Here is an 18,183-nt window from a genome sequence, read left to right on the forward strand (position 1 = left end):
GGTACGGCGATGACGGAGCAATTACATTTTTCCGCGCTCTGGCCTTATTGGCCGGAGCTCGTGGCGGGACTCTGGGTCACTATCCAACTCACTGTACTCGCCACACTCGGCGGCCTGGCCATCGGGATCGTCGGCGCGGCTCTGCGTAGCGGGCGGGCAAGCTGGCTGAGTCGGATATGGGGGGCTTACGTTGAGGTTATCCGCAATACGCCGTTCGTGGTTCAACTGTTCTTTATTGTTTTCGGCCTGCCGAATCTGGGGTTGAAGATGACGGCGGGCGAAGCGGCGCTACTGGCGATGATCGTCAACCTGGGCGCCTACAGTACGGAGATTGTCCGCGCCGGGATCCAGGTGACGCCAAAAGGGCAGTGGGAAGCCGGCCGGGTACTGGGGCTCAGCCGGAGTCAGACCTTTATTCAGGTGGTGTTGCCGCCGGCGTTGCAGCGTATTTATCCGGCGCTGGTGAGCCAGTGCATTATCGTGATGCTCGGATCGTCGGTGGTATCGCAGGTCTCTTATGAAGAGCTGACCTTTGCCGCCAACTTAATTCAATCGCGAACGTTTTTGAGCTTCGAGGTGTATCTGGTGACGACGTGTCTCTATTTAGCGTTATCGATAGCGATGCGCCAGCTGCTAATGGCTGCTGGACGTAAATGGCTGAGGGTGCAGGCATGATGACAACCTTTACCGACTGGGACATCGTACGCAATCTGCTGCTGGCCGGACGCTGGACCGTGCTGCTGTCATTGACGGCTTTTATTGGCGGCGCGCTGGTGACATTACCGCTGTTGCTGCTGCGCCTGCGGGGTAAATTGTGGGTGCAGCGCCTCATTCGCGGCTATATCGAGCTATTTCAGGGGACGCCATTGCTGATGCAGCTGTTTCTCGCCTTTTTCGGCGTGGCGTTATTCGGGATCGATGTGTCGCCGTGGACCGCCGCCGCGCTGGCGCTGACCCTCTATACCAGCGCCTTTTTGCTGGATATCTGGTACGGCAGTGTCCGGGCCTTGCCGAAAGGACAGTGGGAGGCATCGCGTTGCCTGGGATTAAATTTCACCCAGACGTTATGTCGCGTAGTGGCGCCGCAGGCGGTGCGGATTGCCATCGCTCCCACCGTGGGTTTCGCCGTGCAGGTGATAAAAGGCACCGCGCTGGCGTCGATTATCGGTTTCGTCGAGCTCACCAAGGCTGGCACCATGCTCACCAATGTGACGTATCAGCCGTTTAAGGTTTTCGCGCTGGTCGCGCTGGGCTACTTCATCTTGTGTTATCCGCTGTCCCGTTACAGCCGCTATCTGGAGAATAAATTCAATGCCGCTCATCACCATTAATCAGGTGCAGAAATTCTACGGCGATAACCACGTGCTGAAGGGGGTCGATCTCGATATCAATATGGGCGAAGTGATTTCCATCATCGGCCGAAGCGGCTCGGGGAAAAGCACCTTATTGCGCTGCATTAACGGGCTGGAGGGGTACCAGGAAGGCAGTATTAAGCTCGGCGGCATGACCATTACCGATCGTGACTCGCAGGCGCGGGAGATTAGCCGCTCCGTTGGCATGGTATTCCAGAACTTCAATTTATTTCCGCACATGACGGCGCTGGAAAATGTGATGCTGGCGCCGCGGCGGGTATTGAAAAAAAAGCCTGCCGAGTGCCGCGAACTGGCGCAGCAAATGCTGGGTAAAGTCGGGCTTGGCGATCGGCTGGATTTCTATCCCTCCAGCCTCTCCGGCGGGCAACAGCAGCGGGTAGCTATCGCCCGCGCGCTGGCGATGTCGCCAAAAGTTTTACTCTGTGACGAAATCACCTCCGCGCTGGATCCGGAACTGGTGGGAGAGGTGCTTAAAGTGCTGGAACAGCTGGCCGCGGAAGGAATGACGCTGATTCTGGTTACCCATGAAATGAATTTTGCCCGTGAAGTCGGCGACCGGGTGGTGTTTATGCACCAGGGGCGAGTCTGGGAGCAGGGCGACAGCAAAACGCTGTTTAGCCAGCCACAAACCAATGAACTCAAACAATTTATCTCCTCCGTGCGCGGACTGAATTAATAAAGGAATCTACGATGGATATCGCTCAATTTTCACAAATCAATCCTCCGCATCGTCTGCTGATGGGGCCGGGGCCGATCAACGCCGACCCGCGCGTCCTGCGCGCGATGTCCAGCCAGCTTATCGGCCAATACGATCCGGCTATGACGCACTATATGAACGAAGTCATGGCGTTATACCGCGGGGTATTCCGCACCAGCAACCGCTGGACCATGCTGGTGGATGGCACGTCACGAGCGGGGATTGAAGCCATTCTGATCTCCGCGATCCGCCCCGGCGACAACGTGCTGGTACCGGTATTTGGCCGCTTTGGCCATTTGTTGTGTGAAATTGCCCGCCGCTGCCGGGCGGAAGTGCATACCATTGAGGTGCCGTGGGGTGAAGTGTTCTCTTCCGAGCAGATTGAAGATGCGATCAAACGGGTGCGTCCACGTATGCTGCTGACGGTACAGGGAGATACCTCGACCACCATGTTGCAGCCGCTGGCGGAGCTGGGCGAGATCTGCCGTCGTTATGATGTGCTGTTTTATACCGACGCCACCGCCTCATTGGGCGGCAATGCGCTGGAGACCGATGCCTGGGGACTGGATGCGGTATCGGCGGGGATGCAAAAGTGTCTCGGCGGCCCCTCCGGCACCTCGCCCATTACCCTGAGCCCGCGGATGGAAGAGGCTATCCGTCGACGTAAATGCGTTGAGCAGGGGATCCGTACCGCCGAACACCTTGATGGCGTCGATGAGATGGTTTACTCCAACTATTTCGATCTCGGGATGGTGATGGATTATTGGGGGCCAGAACGCCTTAACCACCATACGGAAGCGACATCCGCGCTGTTCGCCGCCCGCGAATGCGCGCGTCTGATTCTTGAGGAAGGGCTCGATAACGGCATTGCCCGCCACAAACTGCACGGCGACGCACTGGTGAAAGGTATTCAGGCGATGGGTCTGGAAATCTTTGGCGACCTGCAACACAAAATGAATAACGTATTGGGCGTGATCATCCCGCAGGGCATTAATGGCGACCAGGTCCGCCAACTGATGCTGGATGATTTCGCCATTGAGATTGGCACCTCATTCGGCCCGCTGCACGGCAAAGTGTGGCGTATAGGCACAATGGGTTACAACGCGCGTAAAGATTGCGTCATGACTACCCTCAGCGCGCTGGAATCAGTACTCAATTACCTGAAATTCCCCACCACGCAAGGGGCAGCCATGCAGGCGGCGTGGGATCATTATCGCAGCGAGAAGCCGCTATGAACCTGGCCGCAGCGCGAGTGATGGCGCGGGCTGAGAGATTGGCGGCGATAAGCGAAACGCCGGAAGGCCTGACGCGGGTTTACCTTTCGCCACAGCATCTTGAAGCTAATCAGCAGGTTGGCCACTGGATGCGCCAGGCAGGCATGCTCGTCTGGCAGGACAGCGTCGGTAATATTTGCGGGCGCTATGAAGGCCGTGAAGAAGGGGCGCCGGCGATTTTGCTTGGATCGCATCTCGATACGGTACGCAACGCCGGGCGATATGATGGCATGTTGGGGGTGTTAGCCGCCATCGAAGTGGTGCAGAGCTTACATAATCAGGAGCGCCGACTGGCGCAGGCCATCGAAATCGTCGGTTTCTGCGATGAAGAAGGAACGCGCTTTGGTATCACGCTATTAGGCAGCAAGGGTCTGACGGGAAGCTGGCCACATGCCTGGCTCGACCAGCATGATGCCGAAGGCATTAGCCTGGCGCAGGCGATGGTCAACGCCGGGTTGGATCCATCACGCGTTCACTCATCCTCGCGCCCGGCGGAAGATTTTTCCGCCTATCTGGAGCTGCATATCGAGCAGGGTCCGCGACTGGAACAGGCCGGTTCGGCACTCGGTGTGGTCGAGGCGATCAACGGCGCGCGGCGCCTCAATTGCTGTTTTACCGGCGAGGCGGGTCATGCCGGCACGGTGCCGATGGACCAGCGCCGCGACGCGCTTGCCGCCGCCGCGGAGTGGATGCTGTGTATTGAGAGCACTACGCGCCAGCAGGGAGGCAATCTGGTCGCTACCGTCGGGACATTGCGCTGCTCGCCGGCGGCGGTCAACGTCATTCCCGGCGAAGTCGCATTGACTCTTGATATCCGCGGTCCGCAGGATCAACCGCTGGATGCATTACTGGATTCATTGCTGGAGTCAGCCGCAGAGATTGCCGGGCGTCGCGGCCTGCAGTTTGCCGCTGAGGAGTTCTATCGCATTGCGGCAACCACCTGCGATCCGCGATTACAGGGGGTGATTGCCGAAGCGGTATGCGAGGTACAGGGCGCGGCGTTGACGCTGCCAAGCGGCGCCGGACATGATGCGATTGCTGTCGCGGAGCGCTGGCCGGTGGGGATGCTGTTTGTGCGCTGTAAAGGGGGAATTAGTCACCATCCGGCGGAATCGGTCAGCGAAGCCGATGTCGAACTGGCGATTGATGCGTTCAGCCGGGCGGTGATAAAACTTGCCGGGTAAAGCAATAACGGGCGCATCCTCTTTTCGGGGATGCGCCGCAGACTTATCCCGCTCCCGCAGGAAGAGCTATTTTCCGCAGTCGGCTGGCGCTAACGGCCGCCGACAACGCCGAGACCGCGGCGGCGATCCACAGCGCAATATGAACGGCGCTTTCGTCTTTTGCCAACAGTACGCCCATCAAGGCGGCGCCCAGACACTGCCCGAACGTGCGCATGATGGATAAAACGCCCGAGGCATAGCTCGCCTGTTCGCGACTCACGTTTGACAGCATTTCGCGGTTATTCGGGCTCTGGAAGCAGCCAAAGCCAATACCGCATACCAGGCTCCGCAGGCAGATATCCCACGCGGCGGGCGTAGCGGGCAGCATCGCCAGCAGGATTAAACCCGCGACAAAAATCATCAATCCCAGCGTCGAGATGAGCGGAGCAGAGATTGAGTCCGCCCAACGGCCGGCGTGCGGCGCGATCAGCACTATCCCTAATGGCCACGGAGTAAACAGCAGCGCCGAGAGCATCGGACTATAGCCATACTCGTTCTGGAACAGGAACGGCAGCGCAATAAAAGTGATCCCCTGGCTTACGAAGGCGATCAGCGACGTAAAGGCCGAAAGGGTAAAACGTTCATTCTTAAACATCGCAGGCGGCAGCAGCGGGTTGTCCGTACGCCGGATACGCCAGATAAAGGCGGTACCGCTTATCGCCGCGAGCAACGTCCAGTACAGACTATCGATATGCTGCGAAGCGCTCTGCAAGCTATTCGCCGCCATGATCGTTGAACCCAATAGCAGCGCCGACAATATCGCTCCGGGCGTATCAAAAGCGGCTTGCCCGCCTACTGTCGGCCGCGGTAGCGCTCTGACCGCCAGCAGTAAGGCGACGATGCCGGGGAGCACGTTTATTGCAAACAGCCATTGCCAGCTCAAGGTATGCAGGATCGTGCCGCCCAGCACCGGCCCGATGGCGGAGCTTGAAGCGATGAGCAGGGCGTGTATCCCGAGAATACGCCCCAGCAGTCGTCCGGGAAAAACGGAGCGCAATATGGCGGGCGCGATACTGAGCGTTGCCGCGCCGCCGATCCCTTGCAGCACCCGCATGCTGATGAGCAGCTCAGGCGTCGTCGCCAGCGCGCAACCTGCTGATGCCAAAATAAATGTCGTCAGTCCGGCCAGAAACACCGGGCGGTAGCCGAAACGCGCCGCCAGTGCGGCGAATATCGCCAGCGTCATCGCCGCCGCCAGCAGATACCCGTTGGCGAACCAGACGGCGGTACTGGCTGACGCCTGCAGTTCCTGCGCCATCGACGGCAGGGCAATGTTTACCATGGTGCCATCAAAGACACCCATTAACGTGGTGGTCATTACCGCGGCCATGACCCGCGCTCGCGCCGGGCCTGGCAGCCCGTCATCGCCAGGTTGGCTGGAAAAAAGTGTCATCGTGTTGTCTCCTGCAGAGGATATCTGGATGACGAAACTATAAAGATGGCTTTTACCGGGCGGAAGGCGCACCATTTACACTCTATAGTTGCATGAAACGCCTTATCTGAATGTTCCAGGAGTGATGGTCATGTCAGACCCCGATTTTAATTTATTGATTGCACTCGACGTATTACTTAACGAAGCCAGCGTGGCGGGCGCGGCACGTCGTTTGAATCTCAGTACGTCAGCCATGAGCCGCACGCTAAGCCGGTTACGCGACGTCACCGGCGATCCGATACTGGTTCGCGCCGGGCGTAACATGGTGCTGACGCCGTGGGCGGAGGCGACCCGCGATCGCGCCCGTCGCGCGGTCTTCGAGGCGAAAGCGGTGCTGCAGCCAGCGGCCGAAGCGCTCAACGTGCAAAATCTGGAGCGTCTTTTTACCATCAGGGCAAACGATGGGTTTGTGGTGGCGTTTGGCCCTTCGCTGATTGCGGCAGTAGCCGAAGCCGCGCCCAATGTCTGTCTACGCTTTGCGCCTAAGCCTGAAAAAACGTCACGCTATCTACGGGAAGGACTGGTTGATCTGGAGATTGGCGTCCAGAGCAATATGGGGCCTGAAATCCGTCTGCAACGGCTATTTGAAGATCGGTTTGTGGGGGTGGTGCGTAAGGGGCACCCGCTGGCCGCCCTGACAGAGATAACCGTGGCGGATTATGTTGCCTGGGGTCATGTGGTGGCCTCACCAGAAGGTACGCTGCACGGGTCCGTCGATGATGTACTGGCCGAACTCGGCATGAAACGCAAAATCGCCAGCGTCGTACCCGGATTTCCGACCGCGCTTTCCGTGGCGCTGCAAACGGATCTTATCGCTATGATCCCCGCCCTCTATTTAGTCAATCAGCAAGTAGTTGAGCAGGTGCATCTTTTTGAACTGCCTTTTAAAAGCCGGCGGATTACCGTCTCGCAGATGTGGCATCCGAGAATGGAACGCGATCCCGCTCACCGCTGGCTTAGAGAGAAAATAGTGGCGATATGCCGCATGGACAAGTCGTTACACCAGAAGCTGTAGAAGATTATTCGCATTGAGTTTCTTCAGCGCATTACATTTATAGGTCGAGACCTGTTTTTCACTCATCTTCGTCATATGCGCGACATATCTTACCGACTGCCCCTTAACCAGTCTGTCGAGGACGTTAAATTCCATCTCGGTCAGGCAGCAGCGCAGGGTGCGGATCCGCCTTGGCTCTTTAGATAACAGCCAGGCGGCATCCGCAACGGAAATCCGGTCATCAATGATATGCAACGTTAACGTTTCAAAGCGCTTGCGCAGATAGGTGGCCAGCCCCCAGCTTTTTTCATTACACACCAGATAGCCCGTACCCTGCCAGCAATGGGCCTCGAGGGTAAGCAAAATTTCAACCAGCGACTGATGTGTACCACTGATGGAGAAACGGCAGCGAATAACAAGGGTGGTGCTCTCTAACAGTAAGGGCTGCCACTGCACCGTGCCGCTATGCACTTCCGTCTTAACGTTACGACGGAGGAGGGCGTAGCGCAGTCCCTCCGCATAAAAGCGATTATTATCAAGAACAACGTAGCTCACAGTAGCCTCTTTATAACGTACTGGGGGTATAGATAACGCGTAACGTACCGGTATAGTCACCCGCGTTTTTGCTGCTGGCGGCAAAGGCGGGTGTTTTCAGGGTAATGGGCGCCGGGATGCATAACACGCTTTCGCGGCCGCCCGGCAGGACAACCTGGCGCAAATAACGGCGATTGTTGGTGCCCTCCCAGGTCAACGTTTTACCGTTAGCGGCAACTTCAGTTGCGCCGGTGGTCGGGTTGGTCACCAGCACCTGATAATCAAGACGATCTCTTGGATCTGTCTGGCTGCCCCCCCGTCGCCGGATGGAGAACGCCCCTTCGGCACGCCCGGTCGCGTCAAGTCCATCGTCTTCAAAGCGTAGAAACGCCCGCGAGCTGGAACTGTTGTTGCCATCATAGAGGCACATATCCAGCGAGTTTTCGCCCTTAATCTCACTGCCGCCGGGTCTGCCTGGGAAATTGGTGAGGTTGAGGTTCACCACCGGCGTGGAGTGCGGAAATGCAGGTAAGTAAATCTGCTGATTGCCCGGGTCGACCACCTCAATACGCAGGTTTGCCTGCCAGTTAGCAAGAGTGAGGTAGCCTGGGCAGCCAACATTGACGTCATTAAAGTTGCCGTTGCAGTCGGCGGTGCCCCATTCGCGCAAATTCTGTTTCAGTGTTGCCGTCCAGATACCGGCCTGATCGAGTTTGTTTAATTCGCTACGAACGATGTAAAAATCAAAATAGGGCGCACTGTTCCAGGCTGGCAAATCTACTGTACCGCCCGTTACGTAGCTGGCGAAAACAAAGGTTCTGTTATTGATAAACATACGGTGTTCGCCATAGACTTTTACGTCCACCGTTTTGTTGGTTATTGCGTGGGTAAAACGCAGGTTTATCGGATAGGGCGCGGCCGGGTTTGCCGAAAACCATACCGGCGCGGTCATGCAGGCGCCATAGGTTGTATCGGTACGCGACTGGCAGGTCAGGGTATTTCGTCCCCATTTTTGCGGATCGCTGGAATCATAACCGCCGGACTCGTGCAGCCAGATATCCAACCGGGCAGGAGGAGACTGGCGATCGAAGGCGAACGCCACGCTGGTATTTCTGCCGGCGGGACTACCGGCCTGAGCCTCGGCAAAACAGATGCAGGCAAGCAGTAAAATCAAAAGACGTGTTATCACATCATTTTCCTGTAGAGAGAGTTGAGTTATTCATCGCCGTTGGGCTGACCGCAGGCGTACGGCCAGCCAGCAGTAATTGCGCCTGCTGCTGCACGGTTTCCGGTAACGCGGAATAAGTCAGTTCTTCACAGGTCACCGTGCCGACATAACGCACGACGTCACGCATGGTCTTCACCTTCAGCGCGCACTGGTAAAACTGCTGTTGTTTCACCAGATAGAGCGACTGGATCAGGCTGTCGCTTTCCGCGCTAAAGCCGCCATTACCTAAATCGCTCCAGCCGCTGACGTTGAGCGGCATGCCGCCGATAAACGGCGTATGTTGTTCATCGGTCAACTGGCCAAGCCAGGTGTAACGCGTGGTGGTTTGCACCTCTCTGTGCAGCATTTTTCCTGGCACCATGAATACCGTTCTGCTTCCCGACCCCTGCGTAATTTCACTGTTGGCGCCGTGGGAAATGTCCGTCGACTCATTAATAGTGAGCGTGGTTTGCTGATAGCCGGGCAGGGCGAACAGCGCGCGGGCGTTTGCCGGGATATCGGCGCTACCGCTGTTATCAAGCGAAACGGCAATGCGGGAATCAGGAGACGCTTCCGGCGTGTCGACGTTGACCGCAATGGCTGACGCCGGGCGTCCGTCACCCCAGCGGCCAAACCACAGGCCAGAACGAGATAACGCCAGCGTAGAACTGTAGTTACCGCTGCTGCTGAACCGGTGGCGATGATCCTGGCGATCCCACGAATCGCTGACGGTCAAACTTCCGTTACCAAAACGGCCGCCCTGACGGGTATAGGCCGAAGTATTTAGCGAGTCGCTATTAATCCCGGAAGCGTTAAGACCATATTCGTTTTCACCGCGCGCATCGGTGTACCAGTTGTGCGCGATGTTATAGTTGAGCTGATTTTTTTCATGCTTCTGCTGTTGCCACGTGGCCCCCACGGAGGTGTAGCTGGAGGCATCGCCCTGACGGTTATGAGCCAGCGACAGGCTTACGCTCAGGAAGCCGCCTTTATCCTTGCCATCACCAGAATGATCGTTACGCATAAACAGGTTTATGCTGCTGTTGATATTCAGCCCGCGGGTGCTGAACGAATTGCTCAGTCCGGCCTGCCATGCCTGCGAGCGTGTGCGGGTCATATACACCGATTCCCAGGGCAAACCGTTGTCGCGCCGATCGTCACTATTCGGTAATTCACGCCGCGAAACATAGCGACCTTCATTGCGGTTATCGGAATAACCGAGGTTGGCATACCACGAGCCGACAGGAACGGAGAACATTACCGAGAGGCTTCGGTAGCAACCATTCACCGCATCAAACCCGGTACTGCTGGAGTCACAGTTGTCAGCCGATAAGGCATTACGATAGAAGCTTAGTGAAAAGCCATCGTTGTAGCTGATTTGCTGGATATTGCCGCGTTGGCCCTGGCTGCCATAAAGGTAGCTAAAGCGTGTGCTGAGGACGCCATCGATGGGGCCGGTATTGAATCCGCGGCTCCAGTCGACGGCACTTTCCACAAAACGCTGGTTCTTTTTCACCGTTGCGCCGCTGGTGACCGCCAGCGTAGAAGTTACAGGCAGGCGAATACCCGCCTGCACCACGGCGCTGCGTTCGTCGCTCATATCGTCGTTATCGGTTTCACCGGCCTGCATAAACCACTCGACGCGGTCGAATGGCGTGATGCCGGTGCGGGTAAACGGAACCTGCTCGGTGCGGGTCAGGCGGTTGTTTTCATAAATCGCCATCGTCACGGTATAGCTCCCGTCCGGAAACGAACGGGTATCCAGGGTTTGCGCCCCGGCATTAAGATAAAAACTGGCCAGCAGCTGATTCCCCCTACGGGCGTCTATACGCGCGTCATGGGAAAGCAGCACGGTAATGGGCGTTCCGCTGGACTGCTGAACGGGGTTGATCCACGCTCGCGTCGAGCCGGCACGCAGCCCGCGAATTTTTCCAAGCGGCAGTTGGCTGAGGTTGATATTGCCGCCGGCCGCGCTGAAGAGATCGCGCGTATCCATTTCACCTAACTGAACGTAATATTCGTGCCATAGATCCTGACGGAACCAGGCGTTATTCACCGTGATCTCCTGCTGCTGTTGATGGCGAGAGCGCTGCCCAAGCCAGGTCCAGTCGAGGTTAAAATACCCATTCTCAGTCATGGCCAGCGCGCCGTTTCCCTGCACGGTCATCGACTGATAGTTTTCATCGGCCACGAAGTTGATATTTTGCTGGTGGATCAGCGCGTTTTCGGTATTACGCGTAGGCTGATACCACTGATTTTCCGCCGTTTGTTTGGGTAGATACCGCCTGTCGAAAAACAGGTTTATGCGCGCGTTATTCTCGTCATAAATCAGGGCCACGCTTTTGGTGTCGATAAAATCGCAGCCCGGCGCGGAACCATTGCTGCTGCAGGCGAGATTGCCGTTACGCGCAAGCGGAGAGGAAAGGGCGCCGGTCACCGAGGCGATCAAGGCAGGATCATCGTTGAACTGACGTTTAATTGCCGCGACAAGCGTTTCCGGCGCCACGAAGGTTACCGTTTCAAGCGTAATATCGGCTTCAAACAGGCCAAGCGAAGTGCCATACAGACTCACTTCTGTCCACAGGCGCTGCGTTTTCGCCAGATCCTCAAAGCCCGCAGGTACGACGATAGTGGCGCTGGCTAATTGAACGGAAGCGGGTAACAAAACGACAAAAAGAAGAGCATTTCTGTGAAAAGCCATGAACGAGCCTCGACGTCATCCTGACATCAGAGGGCAGGCGCCCTCTGATGTACTTCCTTATACGTATTGTGGGGTTACGCGCCACCTTCCGCGGTGGTCGCCTGAGTCAGCATCAGACTCACCACGCCGCTGTACTGACCGGTTTTCAGAATGCCTTTGGTGGTCTGAGAGATGGTCAGTGGCAGGACCGCAGAACCGTTTTCAACGCTGCCCGGGAACAGTTCGCTACCGGTGAATTCAGCATCGGTGGTATTCAGGGTTTTATCGCCCAGTTTTACGGTCATCGGTACCGTTTCGGCGCCATCTTCATTGGTCAGATTCGCTGCGCTAACCAGACGCACTTTGACGTTGCTGGTGGCTGAGTTCGACCAGATCTTGGTATTCAGACGGTAGCTTTCCAGCCCACGGCCCGGCAGATATTGCATATCGATGCTGGCTGGTAATGGCGTATTATCGGCCTGGGTCATATCCAACTGGGAATCTACGTTGGCATTAACCGTAATATCCTTCTGAATAGCCATTGCGCTGAACGCAGTCGACATCGCAGCAACGATCATCAGAGGTTTAATATACTTCTTCATTGATATCTCCATATTTATAAACGAGCTCCATTAGCTCTTTAAACAAACCACACGTGGTTTTGACAGTGATGTCGTGTTATTGCACGACGGGTAAGTCGGCTTCTTCAGCTGTTTTATTAATCCAGTTGAAATAGCGGAATTTATATTTTTGGCCACGAACCTGAGTGAGCACTTTTAATTTTCGCTCGGTGTCCGGATAAATAGTCGCATCTTCTTTAAACCACCTGCATTTATCATTAACATCGCAAGCGCCAATTTCTTTCAGCGGTACCCGCAAAGAGCCGTCATTTTTTAAAGTTCCAGCTGCGGGATTTATTCGCAGAGAAACCACCGGCTTTTCCGGCGCCAAATGAACCAATGCTCCCCAGATAACGTTAACGCCGAGTTTGGCCGAAGCCGGCGTTCCCGCGGATGCTGCAGGCAGAATACTATCCGGCTGTTTTACCCCTTCAAAATAAACGCGCCAGGTACTCTCTTTTTCTGGCGGGGTCAGAGATACCAGCCTCACGATACGTAAAGCGCCTGCCGCTAAGGCGAATTTTTCAGGGGTAACGACAACGCCACCGTCTTTCCAGGCTGCCATCTCAACTTCTTTTTCCTGTGGCGTACCCGGATTAAGAATTTTCTTTTGCCTCACCCGAATGAACTGAATATCATCGCTTTTAGAGGCCACTCTGATTTGGGCCGTCCCGGAACTGTCGACGTTAAGTTCCATCGGGTAAACGCTCATATTAGCCTGTGTCATTTCTGCGAAAAATGACATCGACAGGGCAGCGAGATAAAGCGCAGTGGACTTGTTTACTCTGTTTTTTACTTTCACATTCATTCTGCCTGCTCTGAGTTCATGTACGGCGTTTTTACACCACGACACCGTCTGCTTTCGTATCGCTTCAGGACAGGGAAACTTTAACCGGAACAGCAGGTTGTGAAAATTTGTATTAGTTAACTTAAAAAATACAGTTCTTTATCCTGCAATCCAGGCTTTAAAGTTGTATAGTTAAAAGAAAATGCCGCAACCCAGGATGGGGAGAAAATTCCTACTGATGAAAAAATAAGCTAATTCAGAAGGGGATTTCTTGCCTGCAGTTACAGGGATAAAAAGCAAGCGGCAACAGCCGAGAATGAAATATGTTTTTTATATGCAACAATTCGTTGTTATTTGATCCTGAAGCTCACACATTAAGTATTGTTGGACAGCCTGAGTCCGTATTAACGCTTTCGGCGCCCGCCGTGCGTCTGTTACAGGAATTTATTCGGCATAAAGGAAGCGAACTTAGCCGTGAGGAGTTGATTACCCGCGTGTGGCAGGAATTCGGTTTCACGCCTTCGGGAAATAATCTCAACAAAGCGATAAGTGAGTTACGCAAAAGCTTCCAGGCGTTGGGAGAACATCATGAATTGATTGTGACCATACCACGCTATGGTTTCCGGTTTGAGGCGGATGTTATTTTTCAACCGGCGCAAAACGCTTACGCAAGCGAACCTCAACCCCAGCGACAAAACGCTGAAAAGAGGAAGCAACCACGACGTCTGAAATGGTGGCTGGTATTCACGGCATTATTAGCGTCGGTATTCGGTATTGGTATAATTATTCGCCAACAACAGAATATAACGACGCCGATAAAGCTAAAGCCGGTTGAGCAAAAAATCGCTAAATGTAGCATCTGGCTTATTAACGATCATGGGCGACCGTTGGTATTATCGAAACTGGCCGCGTTGCTGGATAAAAACAACGTAGCGTGCCAGCGCGAGGAGTACAACGTCTATTATTTCAGCGCTCGTTTTTCCCTGGTCGCTGCGGATGAAGTGTTTATCGGCGCATGCCCGATCAATAAAGCCAGTTTGTGTAAAACCATTCGCTATAAAAGTGGAGCAGAAAAATGAAAATTAAAGTTTTCTGTGGCCTCGGTATTTTTCTGCTCGGTGGCGGAATGGCGCTTTATTACTGTTCTACCGGAGTTGGTAAACGTGATGTACTGGCCTGCAGTACAGAATTTAATTTTACGCGCAATGAAGGGAAGGCCAGTGAAGTGCGGGTTAATACTGTTGCTCAGTTCTATTTTCACCGCGACGGTACTGGCCTGACTGCCTATAAAGGCGCTGCCTGGGCAAATGGCCAGAGTATGATCGTTGACAGAGATGTCGATTTTATCTGGTCGCGGCGGGATGATGATAAAGTGGTGGTATTGAGTTACACCAAAACCTGGCGCAGGCACAATGACAACACGCCGGATGCGCAATGGGGAAGCTTTGCCAATCCAACCGCCCGCTACTATCTTACCATCTCCGAGGTTGCGCCTTCGGTGTGGCTGATCCAGGATCGGCATTATCCCACTTATATATGTCGGGGTGATTAACCACCTATAAAACAAGGAGAGTACCTCAGGTATTCTCCTTGTTTTTTCAGATAGTTGTGGCAAAGCATTACGGCTTGTACCCCCATGCTTTGAGAAACCCCTCAATTGCGCAGTCGGCAAGTTGCTCCAGCCTTTTTGGATCTATTGCTTTTTGTGCAATGAGCGCCCCAGGCAGCGGGTAACCCATAATTGCGCCGAGAAACGCTGTTGCCTGCAGTTCCGGGTCGTTGATGGTCAACAGTCCCTCGTCTCGTTTTTGCGCAAGGATCTCGCTGAGTGCCTGCAGTACGCGACCGGAGGGCCGTTGCTCAAGCGTGACATATAGCTCGGGTTTCTGCACGAGAACCTGGATCAGTAAGCGCTGAAAATGGATGTTCTCAGGGGCATAGAAGTGCTGCTGCACAACGTTTGCAAATCCGTGCAGCAGCGCGGGAAAATCCTGCTGACGTTCCTGTAAAAGCTGGCGTAGGGGGGGCTGCATTGTGTCATTCAGAAACGCAAAAGTCTCCAGCAGCAGCGCATCTTTACCACCGGGAAAATGGCTGTACAGCGTCGGACGCGTGGTGCCCGCTTCGGCGGCGATGGTATCCAAAGACACGTCCAGTCCGTGCTGGAGAAACAGCTCACGCGCGGTTTGCAAAATGCGAGGGCGAGCTTTCATCGGCCGCCCGCGTTGATTGACCATCAATTGAGTCCTTACTGTTTGCGACTTTTCAGTCGCATGATTCCTTGCTGCACTAGCAGGAAAAATAGTGGAACGAAAAGCAACGTCAGTAGCGTCCCTGAAAGCATGCCACCAATCACCGCCGTCCCAATTTCTTGTTGGCTGGCAGCGCCGGCACCTGCAGAGAGTACCAGAGGGATCACGCCGACAACAAATGCGAGTGAGGTCATAATAATCGGACGCAAGCGCAGCCGTGCGCCTTCCAGTGCGGCTTCCGTCAGGCTTTTTCCTTGCTGAAACTGCGATAGCCCGAATTCGACGATCAGGATCGCATTTTTGGCCGAAAGGCCCATTGTTGTTAACATCCCCACTTGGAAATAAATATCATTTTCATAACCGGCGAGCAACGAAGCGCTGATCGCGCCAATGATGCCCAACGGGATAATCAACATCACGGCAATGGGGATCGACCAGCTTTCATATAAGGCAGCGAGGCACAGAAACATAAAGGCTAGCGATGCCAGATAGACCCACAGCGTTTGCACCGAAGATGAGCGCTCCTGCCAGGACAAACCGCTCCATTGCAGGTCAAATCCGTTCAGCGAGCTGACCATTTCGGACATTTCAGCCATTGCCACGCCGGAGCTGACGCCAGACGCAGCACCTCCTTGAAACTGCACGGCCGACAGCCCATTGAAACGCTGAAGCATCTGCGGTCCGCTGGTCCAGCGAAGCGTCGAGAAGCTGTCGAAGGACGCCATGTTGTCGCTGTTGCCACGGACAAACCAGGCGGATAAATTTTCTGGTGTTGAACGCCAGGGCGCGTCTCCCTGGATATACACGCGTTTAACCCGCCCTCGATCGACAAAGTCGTTAACATATATGCCCCCCCAGGCCGCTGAAAGCGTATTGTTGATATCGGCCTGATCCAGCCCCTGAACCTGCGCTTTTTGTCGGTCGACATCGACCTGCAGCTGCGCCTTTTCCTCCAGACTATTAATCCTTACCGCGTTAAGAGCAGGATTCTCTCTGGCGGCATTGAGCAGGGTGGTTTGTGCCTGCATAAGTGCCGCACTGCCATTTTCGGCGCTGTCCTGCAGCCATAATTCAAAACCGCTGGATTGTCCGAGACCGCGAATGGTCGGGGGTGACATCACGCTTATGTTGGCCTGCCTGGCATTTTTATTAAAATACTGGTTCGCGCGTAGAATAATGGCCTGAGCGCTGTTTTCTTTCCCGGGACGCTGGTCCCAGTGTTTTAACTCAGCGAATGCCATACCGACGTTCTGCCCGCTACCGGCATTATTTCTTCCTGTGACCATAAAAATAACGTCGAGGTTATCTTTCTCCTCAGTCATAAAATAGTGGGTAATATCCGCGCCAACGGCCTCGGTCATCGACATCGGCGAACCAGACGGCAGCGAGTACTGAACCATAACCGCGCCCTGATCCTCCTCGGGCAAAAATCCGCTTGCGAGCTTTTGATATTGCCAGAGCATCAAAAAAGTTAGTATCAGGGCCAGACAAACAAAACGGAGTGGATGGGCGGTCATTCGACGAAGTGTGGCCAGGTAGCTGTTCTGACTTATCGCTACTCCGCGATTGAAGAGGGTAAAAAAACGACCTTTATTTATGTGTCCAGGCTTGAGCAGGTGGGCGCACAGCGTTGGCGTCAGCGTCAGAGCGACCAATGCAGACAGCGCCATTGCTGAAACAATGGTCACGGTGAACTGACGATAGATAATCCCCACAGAGCCACCAAAGAACGCCATCGGGATAAAAACGGTGGAGAGAACCAGAGCAATACCTATCAGCGCCCCGGTTATCTCATTCATCGAGCGCAGCGTGGCCTCCTGTGGAGTGAGGTTTTCCTCTGCCATCAAACGTTCAACATTTTCCACCACCACGATAGCGTCATCTACCAGCAGCCCGATTGCCAGCACCATGGCAAAAAGGGTCAGTGTATTGATGCTGTAGCCCAGCAGGCTGAGAATGCCGAAAGTGCCCAACAGAACCACCGGTACCGTCAGGGTCGGGATAAGCGTTGCACGCCAGCTTTGAAGAAAAAGATACATAACGGCCACGACAAAGAGTATCGCTTCAATCAGCGTATGCACCACGCTTTCGATCGATACCGTCACAAACGGAGTGCTGTCGCGTGGAAAGGCGGCGATTACGCCTTGTGGAAAGCGGGGAGAAAGGCGTTCGACTTCAGTCCTAACTTTCTCCGCCGTTTCCAGCGCGTTGGCTCCCGAGGCCAACTGAATTGAGATCCCAGCGGAAGGGTAACCATTGAGCGTCGTTTGGTTTTGATAGTTTTCCGCGCCGATTTCCACGCGGGCAACGTCGCGCAAGTACACTACTGAGCCATCGCGATGGGTGCGTAGAATAATATTCTCAAACTGCTCCGGATGACCAAGGCGGGACTGCGTCGTCACCGTGGCGTTCAAATATTGTCCCTCAATCGTCGGCAGAGAACCAATTTCACCGCTGGTCACTTGCGAATTCTGCGCCTCGATCGCGGCCTGTATGTCCGAGGGCATCAATCCATAGCTGGTTAGTTTGAGCGGATTGAGCCAGATGCGCATGGCATACTGCGCGCCAAAAACAGTGGTTTCACCCACGCCTTCGACGCGGCTCAACGGTTCTTGTAAAGAGCTGATGAGGAAATCGCTAATATCAAGGCTGGTTAATTGCCTGCTTGGGTCATACAGGGCTACCACCATCAAGCTGTCCCCCTGAGATTTGGTAACGGTAATTCCTTGCTGCTGCACCTCTTGTGGTAATCGTGTAATTGCTTGATTTACCGCGTTTTGTACCTGTACCTGCGCCATATCAGGGTTAACGTCCTGATCGAAACTAAGGCTAATGCGGGCCTGGCCAGCTGAACTGCTGCTTGAGGAAAAGTAGATCAACCCATCGATACCTTTGATCTGCTGCTCCAGCACCTGAGTAACGCTATCCTCGACGGTTTCTGCTGAAGCGCCAGTATAGTTAGCCGTGACATTAACAGCAGGCGGGGCGATATCCGGATACTGTTCCACCGGCAAAGTCATCATGGCGAGAGCGCCGGTTGCCATGATGCAGATGGCGATGACCGCGGCAAAAACCGGGCGAAAGACAAAAAAACGGGCCAGCATTGTTAT

At 54.7% G+C, this 18,183-nt stretch carries 16 protein-coding genes; 8 read left to right on the forward strand and 8 right to left on the reverse strand.

Going from position 1 to position 18,183, the window contains the following annotated elements:
• Positions 1-9: 9 nt before the first annotated feature.
• Genes ABLV78_RS12590 through hpxK form a run of 5 tightly spaced genes read left to right on the forward strand, consistent with a single transcriptional unit; the run spans position 10 to position 4,528 of the window.
• Complete coding sequence (locus tag ABLV78_RS12590; RefSeq protein ID WP_047048364.1) at positions 10-675, forward strand: amino acid ABC transporter permease; 666 nt, start codon at positions 10-12, stop codon at positions 673-675.
• Complete coding sequence (locus ABLV78_RS12595; RefSeq protein WP_047048996.1) at positions 675-1,331, forward strand: amino acid ABC transporter permease; 657 nt, start codon at positions 675-677, stop codon at positions 1,329-1,331. Before ABLV78_RS12590 ends, ABLV78_RS12595 begins: the two co-directional genes overlap by 1 nt.
• Complete coding sequence (locus ABLV78_RS12600; protein ID WP_045394384.1) at positions 1,312-2,049, forward strand: amino acid ABC transporter ATP-binding protein; 738 nt, start codon at positions 1,312-1,314, stop codon at positions 2,047-2,049. The genes ABLV78_RS12595 and ABLV78_RS12600 overlap by 20 nt, the downstream gene beginning before the upstream one ends.
• 14 nt (positions 2,050-2,063) lie before the next feature.
• On the forward strand, positions 2,064-3,305 hold the full coding sequence (pucG, locus tag ABLV78_RS12605) for a (S)-ureidoglycine--glyoxylate transaminase (protein WP_047048361.1): 1,242 nt from the start codon (positions 2,064-2,066) through the stop codon (positions 3,303-3,305).
• Positions 3,302-4,528: an allantoate amidohydrolase gene (hpxK, locus tag ABLV78_RS12610; protein WP_047048359.1), complete on the forward strand. Its 1,227-nt coding sequence runs from the start codon at positions 3,302-3,304 to the stop codon at positions 4,526-4,528. Before pucG ends, hpxK begins: the two co-directional genes overlap by 4 nt.
• Positions 4,529-4,571: 43 nt before the next feature.
• On the opposite strand, the gene ABLV78_RS12615 is transcribed toward hpxK, so the two are convergent.
• Positions 4,572-5,960: an MFS transporter gene (locus ABLV78_RS12615; RefSeq protein ID WP_047048357.1), complete on the reverse strand. Its 1,389-nt coding sequence runs from the start codon at positions 5,958-5,960 to the stop codon at positions 4,572-4,574.
• Between the two features lie 130 nt (positions 5,961-6,090).
• On the opposite strand from ABLV78_RS12615, the gene ABLV78_RS12620 reads away from it, so the two are divergent.
• Positions 6,091-7,014: a LysR family transcriptional regulator gene (locus tag ABLV78_RS12620; RefSeq protein WP_047048354.1), complete on the forward strand. Its 924-nt coding sequence runs from the start codon at positions 6,091-6,093 to the stop codon at positions 7,012-7,014.
• Here the strand turns inward: ABLV78_RS12620 and ABLV78_RS12625 are convergent.
• From ABLV78_RS12625 to ABLV78_RS12645, 5 genes are all read right to left on the reverse strand, one after another.
• Positions 6,997-7,548: a LuxR C-terminal-related transcriptional regulator gene (locus ABLV78_RS12625; protein ID WP_045394397.1), complete on the reverse strand. Its 552-nt coding sequence runs from the start codon at positions 7,546-7,548 to the stop codon at positions 6,997-6,999. The genes ABLV78_RS12620 and ABLV78_RS12625 overlap by 18 nt on opposite strands.
• A gap of 10 nt (positions 7,549-7,558) precedes the next feature.
• On the reverse strand, positions 7,559-8,716 hold the full coding sequence (locus ABLV78_RS12630) for a CblD like pilus biogenesis initiator family protein (protein WP_047048351.1): 1,158 nt from the start codon (positions 8,714-8,716) through the stop codon (positions 7,559-7,561).
• Position 8,717: 1 nt separating this feature from the next.
• Positions 8,718-11,435 (reverse strand): TcfC E-set like domain-containing protein, encoded by a 2,718-nt coding sequence (locus ABLV78_RS12635; RefSeq protein ID WP_047048348.1) that lies wholly within the window; start codon positions 11,433-11,435, stop codon positions 8,718-8,720.
• A gap of 74 nt (positions 11,436-11,509) precedes the next feature.
• The gene (locus ABLV78_RS12640; RefSeq protein ID WP_015366620.1) at positions 11,510-12,016 is read right to left on the reverse strand and encodes a CS1 type fimbrial major subunit; all 507 of its coding nucleotides are present in this window, start codon (positions 12,014-12,016) and stop codon (positions 11,510-11,512) included.
• A gap of 76 nt (positions 12,017-12,092) precedes the next feature.
• On the reverse strand, positions 12,093-12,836 hold the full coding sequence (locus ABLV78_RS12645; protein WP_458294217.1) for a fimbrial protein: 744 nt from the start codon (positions 12,834-12,836) through the stop codon (positions 12,093-12,095).
• Between the two features lie 308 nt (positions 12,837-13,144).
• On the opposite strand from ABLV78_RS12645, the gene ABLV78_RS12650 reads away from it, so the two are divergent.
• A complete protein-coding gene (locus tag ABLV78_RS12650; protein ID WP_047048345.1) occupies positions 13,145-13,900 on the forward strand; it encodes a winged helix-turn-helix domain-containing protein in 756 nt (251 codons plus the stop codon).
• A complete protein-coding gene (locus ABLV78_RS12655; RefSeq protein WP_047048342.1) occupies positions 13,897-14,373 on the forward strand; it encodes a hypothetical protein in 477 nt (158 codons plus the stop codon). The genes ABLV78_RS12650 and ABLV78_RS12655 overlap by 4 nt, the downstream gene beginning before the upstream one ends.
• Positions 14,374-14,440: 67 nt before the next feature.
• Here the strand turns inward: ABLV78_RS12655 and ABLV78_RS12660 are convergent, their stop codons facing one another.
• Both ABLV78_RS12660 and ABLV78_RS12665 read right to left on the reverse strand, forming a co-directional pair.
• Positions 14,441-15,058: a TetR/AcrR family transcriptional regulator gene (locus ABLV78_RS12660; protein ID WP_020078793.1), complete on the reverse strand. Its 618-nt coding sequence runs from the start codon at positions 15,056-15,058 to the stop codon at positions 14,441-14,443.
• 11 nt (positions 15,059-15,069) lie between these two features.
• Positions 15,070-18,177, reverse strand: a complete 3,108-nt coding sequence (locus ABLV78_RS12665; protein WP_047048339.1) for a multidrug efflux RND transporter permease subunit — start codon at positions 18,175-18,177, stop codon at positions 15,070-15,072.
• Positions 18,178-18,183: the final 6 nt, after the last annotated feature.

It is taken from the genome of Klebsiella sp. CN_Kp075, assembly GCF_040065055.2.
In the GTDB taxonomy this organism is placed as follows: domain Bacteria; phylum Pseudomonadota; class Gammaproteobacteria; order Enterobacterales; family Enterobacteriaceae; genus Klebsiella; species Klebsiella aerogenes.

Coding starts and splice junctions, on each gene's coding strand:
- ABLV78_RS12620 (WP_047048354.1), top strand. CDS start 6,091: ATGTCAGACCCCGATTTTAATTTATTGATTGCACTCGACGTATTACTT.
- ABLV78_RS12635 (WP_047048348.1), bottom strand. CDS start 11,435: ATGGCTTTTCACAGAAATGCTCTTCTTTTTGTCGTTTTGTTACCCGCT.
- ABLV78_RS12595 (WP_047048996.1), top strand. CDS start 675: ATGACAACCTTTACCGACTGGGACATCGTACGCAATCTGCTGCTGGCC.
- ABLV78_RS12660 (WP_020078793.1), bottom strand. CDS start 15,058: ATGGTCAATCAACGCGGGCGGCCGATGAAAGCTCGCCCTCGCATTTTG.
- ABLV78_RS12655 (WP_047048342.1), top strand. CDS start 13,897: ATGAAAATTAAAGTTTTCTGTGGCCTCGGTATTTTTCTGCTCGGTGGC.
- ABLV78_RS12590 (WP_047048364.1), top strand. CDS start 10: ATGACGGAGCAATTACATTTTTCCGCGCTCTGGCCTTATTGGCCGGAG.
- ABLV78_RS12615 (WP_047048357.1), bottom strand. CDS start 5,960: ATGACACTTTTTTCCAGCCAACCTGGCGATGACGGGCTGCCAGGCCCG.
- ABLV78_RS12665 (WP_047048339.1), bottom strand. CDS start 18,177: ATGCTGGCCCGTTTTTTTGTCTTTCGCCCGGTTTTTGCCGCGGTCATC.
- pucG (WP_047048361.1), top strand. CDS start 2,064: ATGGATATCGCTCAATTTTCACAAATCAATCCTCCGCATCGTCTGCTG.
- hpxK (WP_047048359.1), top strand. CDS start 3,302: ATGAACCTGGCCGCAGCGCGAGTGATGGCGCGGGCTGAGAGATTGGCG.
- ABLV78_RS12650 (WP_047048345.1), top strand. CDS start 13,145: ATGTTTTTTATATGCAACAATTCGTTGTTATTTGATCCTGAAGCTCAC.
- ABLV78_RS12600 (WP_045394384.1), top strand. CDS start 1,312: ATGCCGCTCATCACCATTAATCAGGTGCAGAAATTCTACGGCGATAAC.
- ABLV78_RS12640 (WP_015366620.1), bottom strand. CDS start 12,016: ATGAAGAAGTATATTAAACCTCTGATGATCGTTGCTGCGATGTCGACT.